This window comes from uncultured Campylobacter sp. (assembly GCF_938045205.1).
Taxonomy (GTDB): Bacteria; Campylobacterota; Campylobacteria; order Campylobacterales; family Campylobacteraceae; genus Campylobacter_B.
This window is the reverse complement of sequence record NZ_CALIMY010000102.1, coordinates 22,659-29,648: the sequence shown is the minus strand read 5'-3', so window position 1 is coordinate 29,648 and position 6,990 is coordinate 22,659. Positions and strand designations below refer to the sequence as shown.

10 protein-coding genes are annotated in these 6,990 nt (G+C 50.4%); 2 read left to right on the top strand and 8 right to left on the bottom strand.

Annotated elements, in window-relative coordinates:
• Positions 1–418: 418 nt before the first annotated feature.
• The 3 genes from Q0198_RS06265 to Q0198_RS06255 form a co-directional block, all read right to left on the bottom strand.
• Positions 419–928, bottom strand: coding sequence for an NAD(P)H-dependent oxidoreductase (locus tag Q0198_RS06265; protein ID WP_297896191.1), 510 nt, complete (start codon positions 926–928; stop codon positions 419–421).
• 318 nt (positions 929–1,246) lie between these two features.
• On the bottom strand, positions 1,247–1,774 hold the full coding sequence (gene bcp / locus Q0198_RS06260; protein WP_297896189.1) for a thioredoxin-dependent thiol peroxidase: 528 nt from the start codon (positions 1,772–1,774) through the stop codon (positions 1,247–1,249).
• A gap of 66 nt (positions 1,775–1,840) precedes the next feature.
• Positions 1,841–1,981 carry a hypothetical protein gene (locus Q0198_RS06255; protein WP_297896187.1) on the bottom strand — a complete coding sequence of 47 codons (141 nt, stop codon included), beginning with the start codon at positions 1,979–1,981 and terminating at the stop codon, positions 1,841–1,843.
• Between the two features lie 159 nt (positions 1,982–2,140).
• Here Q0198_RS06255 and Q0198_RS06250 point away from each other — a divergent pair, with 159 nt between their 5' ends.
• Both Q0198_RS06250 and Q0198_RS06245 read left to right on the top strand, forming a co-directional pair.
• Positions 2,141–2,689, top strand: a complete 549-nt coding sequence (locus Q0198_RS06250; RefSeq protein ID WP_297896185.1) for an NAD(P)H-dependent oxidoreductase — start codon at positions 2,141–2,143, stop codon at positions 2,687–2,689.
• 138 nt (positions 2,690–2,827) lie between these two features.
• A complete protein-coding gene (locus Q0198_RS06245; RefSeq protein ID WP_297896183.1) occupies positions 2,828–3,094 on the top strand; it encodes a hypothetical protein in 267 nt (88 codons plus the stop codon).
• 216 nt (positions 3,095–3,310) lie between these two features.
• Here Q0198_RS06245 and Q0198_RS06240 read toward each other — a convergent pair whose 3' ends face one another.
• From Q0198_RS06240 to dapB, 5 genes are all read right to left on the bottom strand, one after another.
• Entirely contained in the window at positions 3,311–3,736 is a 426-nt protein-coding gene (locus tag Q0198_RS06240) for a TOBE domain-containing protein (RefSeq protein WP_297896181.1), read from the bottom strand.
• 472 nt (positions 3,737–4,208) lie between these two features.
• Positions 4,209–4,565, bottom strand: a complete 357-nt coding sequence (locus tag Q0198_RS06235) for a DUF488 family protein (RefSeq protein ID WP_297896179.1) — start codon at positions 4,563–4,565, stop codon at positions 4,209–4,211.
• A gap of 20 nt (positions 4,566–4,585) precedes the next feature.
• Positions 4,586–5,932: an amidophosphoribosyltransferase gene (gene purF / locus Q0198_RS06230; protein ID WP_297896177.1), complete on the bottom strand. Its 1,347-nt coding sequence runs from the start codon at positions 5,930–5,932 to the stop codon at positions 4,586–4,588.
• A gap of 52 nt (positions 5,933–5,984) precedes the next feature.
• On the bottom strand, positions 5,985–6,176 hold the full coding sequence (locus Q0198_RS06225; RefSeq protein WP_297896175.1) for a nucleotidyltransferase domain-containing protein: 192 nt from the start codon (positions 6,174–6,176) through the stop codon (positions 5,985–5,987).
• Positions 6,177–6,205: 29 nt separating this feature from the next.
• On the bottom strand, positions 6,206–6,967 hold the full coding sequence (dapB, locus tag Q0198_RS06220) for a 4-hydroxy-tetrahydrodipicolinate reductase (RefSeq protein WP_297896173.1): 762 nt from the start codon (positions 6,965–6,967) through the stop codon (positions 6,206–6,208).
• Positions 6,968–6,990: the final 23 nt, after the last annotated feature.

Here is a 6,990-nt window from a genome sequence, read left to right as displayed (position 1 = left end):
GAGCAAAGCGGAATTTTGCTTTACTAAGCGGAATTTCACGCGGCTATGAAATTTTACTTTGCTCTACCGAACGCGCGGTTTAGCGAGCTCAAAAAGGCGCGTTGTAAAATTTTGCCGCATCCTGTGCTTTACAGCCCGCGTATTGTCGCGTCTTTATGCTATTCGCAGATGGTGCGACTGCGCATTTTTGCAGCCTGCACGACAAGCTGCGGCAAATTTTATATTTCTACGATTTAAGTGGGCCGCAAAGTGGCTGTATTCTTTGGCAAAATTTTATCTCTGCGGCAAGCGGAACGGGCTAAATTTAACCGCTTCGTTTAAAATTTCATCGTAGCCCTCTTTATTCTAAAGGCGCAATGTGTGTCACAAAAAAGCCTAAATTTTAAAATTTAGCCCCAAAATCGAGTTTGCTTTTAACTTAAAATTCTTTACCCGCGCCGCTCTTTGCGCCTAAATTTCTTAAAAATTCCGCGTATTCCGCCGCGCCTTTTTCTATCTGCGTGACACTGCTTTCGTAATCGACGCCGGGTGTCTCCTCGGCGCCGTAAAACGCGAAAAATCCGCGCCAGTCGGCATGAAAATAGTAGCGGAATGCCAGCTCAAACGGCGCTAAAATCTGCTCCATCGTGAAATGATACCGCCCGCTAGGCGCGTAGTCGGCGCGCTTGATGCCCGCACTCACCGCCAGTGCCACGGCGCGCCCACGAATGCCCTCGCTCGTGCGTCCGTAGGCAAATCCATACGTCATCGTCGCATCGATCCAGCTTTTTAAAATCGCGGGCGAGGAGAAATTATGCAGCGGAAATTGCAGCACCAGCGCGTCATGAGCTTTGATTATCGCGCGTTCGCGCTCGCCGTCTATCTCGCCGCTAGGATACTCGCGCGCTAGGTCGCGCACGGCGAAGCTTTGCGCGACCGCCTCTTTCAAAAACCGCTTGTTTATGAGCGAATTTTTAATGTCGGGGCGACCAGAATGATTAAGCTTTTCATATTTTTCCTTTAAAATTTTGGTTTGGGGCGATAAAATTTGCCGCTAAAATCGCGCTTGCAGCTCCGCTTTGAAATTTCATTTTCAAATGGGCGGCGGAATTATAAGGCAAAATTCCAAGACTAAATTTTAATGCCGAAGCTTCGGCGCTTAAATTTGACGCCGAAATTCCATAGTAAATTTCAGTGCATAAATTTCATAATTAAAGCTTAGCGCCCAAAAGCGTGCAAGCTCTGCTTCAAAACGCCGCCTAGCGCTTTACTTTCCCGCAGCTAGCAGATCCGCGAGCACCTTTGCGGCGTGATCCTTTGCCTTGACGCTTTTATAGACCTTTAAAATTTTGCCGTCCGCACCGATCAGAAAGGTTGAGCGCACGATGCCCAGATACTCGCGCCCGTAGTTTTTGCGCACCTGCCACGCGCCGTATAGCTTGGCTACCTCGTGCTGCGGATCGCTCAGCAGGATGTGCTTTAGGCTTTGCTTGGCGATGAAGCCCGCGTGAGATTTAGTGCTGTCGGGGCTGATGCCTACGATCACGCAGCCCTCGGCGATGAAATCATCGTACGCGGCGCTAAATTCGCACGCTTCGGTCGTGCAGCCGGGGGTGTTATCCTTGGGGTAAAAATACAGCGCGACCTTTTTTCCCGCGAAGTCCTTTAGCGCGACGCTCGCGCCGTCGGAGTTTTGCAGCGCAAAAGCGGGCGCCGCATCTCCTGCTTGCAGCGTGATTTTACGCTCGCGATCCTCTGTGCTGAACTCGTCTTCTATCTGTGTTTTTCTCTGCATATCGTGTCCTTTTTTTTGAAATTTTCGGGCTCATAGCCCGAGTTGCAGCTAAATTTTAATCTTTTTTCATAAATTTATCCTTGCTTGGATGAAATTTCGTCCCGCGCCGCAGCTGCACGCGATCGGGTGGATCGCAAGCGAGATCGTTCCAGACAAGAGCGGGCTAGGGGCTTGCTTTGCGGCACGCGTAAAAACATTTTGTTGCACATGCCTTGAGGCAGTATGGTACGAGAGCGCTTCGTATCTATCGTGCCACGCAAATCCAGGTTCCTCACAAGCAAAATAACGCTCGTTTTCACAACCCTTCTTAATCTACTTTTAGCTTTTTAACGATATGATTCTGCAAATTTTAACAAAGGAAATAATATGAAAACACTCGTTATCTTATCGCATCCTAATTTCGCCGCCTCGCGCGTAAACAAAGCCCTATCGCAGGTCGCAAAGAGCGCTGCCGGCGTGGAGGTACGCCATTTGGAGGGACTTTACGGCACTGATACTGCGCGCATCGACGCTCGCACAGAGCAAGACGCGCTATTGGGCGCCGACCGCATCGTATTTTTGTACCCGATGTACTGGCTAAACGTGCCGCCTATGCTAAAAGCCTATATCGACATCGTCTTTTCGCACGAGCTGGTGGGTTCCAGCGCGCTTAAGGGCAAGGTCTTGCAGCTTGTGCTAAGCGTCAGCACCCCGCTTGGCGAGTACTCCAAACAGGGTGCTATCGGCTTTAGCCTGGATGAAATTTTAACACCGCTTAAGATCGCAGCAAACTACTGCGGGATGGACTTTGCTGTGCCGTTTGTCAGCAGCGGGTTTGAGCCGGGCGAGTTTGGCGACGATGCCGTAGATGCCGCAGCTGCACGCTTTGGTAAGCTTTTGCGAGGCGAACTAGGCCCCGACGAGTATCAAATTTAGCAAAGCAAATGCCCGCTACCCGCGGCTATGAGCCGAAATTTTACAAGAGTGATTTTATTCGCGGAATCTACGCCTTTTAACGAGCCGATCGGCAAAAGCTCAAAAAACGCTCGGATTTAGGGCGAGGCGATCGGTTTGATGATCTGTCCGTGCTGCTATCTATCGGCGGGCGCGGTTAGTGCGTGCTGCTATGATCTAGATCGGCTCATTCTTGGTGTGGACATCTGCGCGAGGATCGATCGCTACTGCGCAAAGCGGCGGCGCGTCGCGAGCGCGCAAAATATGAAAGCACATCGTTATAAGCGGAGCGGGCAGGGCAAAGGCAGGTCTGCTTTTCTAGATGTCTCGCGCGCGGGCTTCGCGCCGCATAGACGCAAAGGTCTGCGCGAAACGCGCGCCGTATAAAAGCCGAGGCAAGACCGCTCTTGGTGTGATTGGGGCTGGATGTCGCGCGGGGTGTATCTGCGCGCATGAGAGAAAAGACCGCTTGCGGCGCTATTTGAGCTGCTACGAAATTTGATTTATCAAAAAAGATTTTTGAGGAAGGAGCAGAATTTATAAAATTTCGCTCCTTTATTTTGCGATGTTTAAAGCGTGCACATCGGTTCGCACAATGCAGGATTATTTTACGCCGACGATGATTTGAGTAGCTTTTATGATCGCGGTTACTTCGTCACCGACTGCTAGCGCCAAATTTTTAACGGAGCCGTTTGTGACGATCGCGCTTAGATTCTCACCGCCTGCGGTTCTGACATCGATTTCAGCATTGATTGCGCCCTCTTTAACGGCGGTGATTTTGCCTTTTAGTTGATTTGCAGCACTTAGGCGAAGATCATTTTCTCCCTTTGAAATGATGACGTTTGGGGCTTTGAATAAAAATACCGCCTCTTTGCCTGCTTTTAAATCCAAAGTTTTTTCAGAATCAACTGTCACGGTTGCTTTTAGCACGTCGCCGCCTCTGGTTTTAGCTGTGATTAGCGAATTTACCGCACCTGTTTTTACGTCGCTGATTACGACGTGAAGCTGATTTCTAGCACTTATTGCCATTGTTTCTCCTTGTAAAAAATTACGAGCAATGTTAGCGGCAAATCCTTAAATGAAATTTAAAAATGCTGCGTGTAATAAACTAATTTGATTTGTTGCGAATTTATATTAAGTCCACTTTTTAAATTCCTAGCTTATGATATGAAAAATAGCGCTAAAAAATAGATGAAATTTTAAATTTGCATATATTAAATCGAGTTATTTTCCTTGAAATTTTATTTGCTTTTTATAAAATTCTGCGTTTTTTAGAGCTCTGACGCAAAATTTAGCGTTTGTTTTGCGCATCTGCGAAGTGTACATCCGGATAGAAAATTTATCTCAAATCGTGTCTGGCAAGGCTTTAAGAGCGCTCCGCTCACACCTGTTCGCTGAATTTTACGCCTCGCGCATTGGTTTTACGAGTGGATTTTGGCGAGCGAGGCGGTTTTACATTTGCTTTAAAATATGGCGAGCAGTGCGCTTTGAGCGCAAAATTTTAGCGCACCTTGCTTTGCAGAAAATCACGCAGAATCATCGCGTGGTTGCAGTGCTCGTCTTTTGCGGCGTATAGCAGCGTGACAACTGGCTCGTTTTTAACCGCTTTTAAAAACTCCGCTACGGCGGGATTTTGCTCAAGTTCGGCTAGGTAAAGCTCCTTAAAATGGGCGAAATTCTCAGGCTTATGCGCGAAAAGCTTACGTATTTCGGTGCTAGGCGTTATGTCCTTTGCCCACATATCAAGTTCCAGCGCGTCTTTTTTTACGCCGCGCGGCCATAGCCTATCGCAAAGCACGCGAAAACCATCCTCTTCCTCTGCGCTCTCATAGACGCGCTTAATCTTAAATTTTGTCATAGTTTGCTCCTTTAAATTTGCTAATCTTTGATGAAATAATCGCCGTCGAAGCTTACGAGCGAGTACTTGCGCTCGCCCCCAAGCGCCTCTACGAGCTCCGGTACGCTAAGAAACGTGAGGCTGTCGGCGTCTATAAATTTGCAAATTTCATCCGTGCTCATATTTGCGGCGATCAGCTCGCGCACGCTCGGCGTGTCGATGCCGTAGCGCTCGGGATACTTTAGCTCGGGGCTTGCGATGCACATATGTACGCGCGCCGCGCCCGCATGGCGCAGAAGCTCGACGATCTTTTTGCTCGTGGTGCCGCGCACGATGCTATCGTCCACGACGACGACGCTCTTGCCGTGCAGTGCTGCACCGATCGGATTTAGCTTGAGTTTGACCTTCAAATTTCGCACCTCTTGCGTAGGCTCGATGAAGGTGCGGCCGATGTAGTGGTTGCGCACGATCGCCATCTCGAAGGGCAGCTTGCTCTCTTGCGCGAAACCCAGCGCCGCCGGCACGCCGCTATCGGGCACGGGCACGACGAAATCGGCTTTTAGCTCTTTACATTTTCGCGCGAGCGCCGCGCCCAGCTTTTTTCTGACCTCATATACGTTTTTACCCTCTACGACGCTGTCGGGGCGCGCGAAGTAGATGTATTCAAACGCGCAAATTCTAGCCTCCGCAGCTTTTAAAATTTCAAGCGAGCTAAACTCATCCTTGCCCTCTTCGAAGATCACCATCTCGCCGGGCTTTACATCGCGAACGAACTCGGCCCCTACGAGATCAAACGCGCAAGTCTCGCTCGCGACGATGTAGCCGCCGTCTTTGAGCCTGCCGATGCTGAGCGGACGCACGCCGTAGCGATCGCGCACAGCAAACATCTTCGAGCGGCTTAAAATCAGAAGAGAATACGCGCCCACGCACTGTTGCAGTGCCTCGATGATGCGGTCTTTTAGATGCTCCTGCCTACAGCGCGAGATGAGGTGCAGTATGTTTTCGGTATCCATGTTGGACTGAAAGATCGCCCCCTCGCTTACGAGCTTGCGGCGGATTTCGTCTTTATTGATCAAATTTCCGTTATGAACGATCGATATCTCTCCCAGAGCGTAGTTGCCGGCTACCGGCTGCGCGTCCTTCAGGCTATCTGCGCCCGCGGTGCCGTAGCGGTTGTGGCCGATCGCGATGTTGCCCTTTAAAATTTCAAAACTCGCGGGGCTAAAAACCTCCGTCACTAGTCCTGTGGCTTTGATCGTTTTGATATGATGGTTGAAGCTCGAGCTGATGCCGCTTGCCTCCTGGCCGCGGTGCTGCATGGCAAAAAGCCCGTAATACGCGGTCTTAGCCGCACCTTCGGAATTTATGACTCCCACGATTGCGCACATTTTCTAACCTCTTAAATTTTATTTTTTAGAAATTTATCTATATTTTGTTTTATCATTGACGGCTTGCCGTCCGGCATGTTGCCGGCGCCTCATCAAATAGATCGGCTGAAATTTTAAACGTCTCGGCGATATTCTCTCCGCCTGTGGCGTAGCTACCGAATAGTCCGACTTTGTAAATTCCAAAGCTTTCAAGCTCGGGCTTTAGCTCGCGCAGAAAATTTAAAATTTCATCTTTGATTGGCATCTTTTCCTCTTAAATTTAGCCGCAAAGGCCTAGATTCCTAAGCAGTCGTCGATACCGTAAAGCCCGCTATTTTGGGGCGCTAGCCAAACTGCGGCCTTTATCGCGCCTCTGGCAAAGGTCGCGCGCGAAGTTGCCGTATGATTTAGCTCGATGAACTCGCCCTCGCCGTAAAATCCCACGGTGTGGCGCCCGACTATATCGCCGCCGCGCAGCGACATCACGGCGATCTCGTCCTTGCCGCGCTCGCCGATGAGCCCGTCGCGACCGCTTACGCGCACGTCTTTTAAGTTTAGCTCGCGCGCGCGCGCGGCGCTTTCCGCAAGGCTCATCGCCGTGCCGCTCGGGGCGTCTTTTTTGTGGCGGTGGTGCATCTCTAAAATTTCGCAGTCAAAATCGCGCAGGCTCCTGCTGGCAAGCGCTACGAGCTTGTTTAGCACCGCGACGCCCAGGCTCATATTTGTAGCGTGTAGTACGGGCATCTTTGCGCTGCACTCGCGCAGTAGCCGCTCGCCCTCTTCGCCCAGAGCCGTCGTGCCGATACAAAGCGGCTTTGGATGCGAAAGCGCAAATTTCATTAAGCTTATCGCGCCGTCTCGGATCGTGAAGTCTATCACGACGTCACAGCCGCTAAAAAGCTCGTCGTAGCTGCTTACTACGGCGCAGCTCGGCGTATAATCAAGCGGCGCGACCGTGTAGATCACGCTTGCTCGCGCCTGATCGAAATTTTTCAGGCATTCGTAGATCATCGTGCCCATTCTGCCGCTTCCGCCGTGAATTCCTATATTTATCATCGCCGCTCCTTTAAATTTAGTCC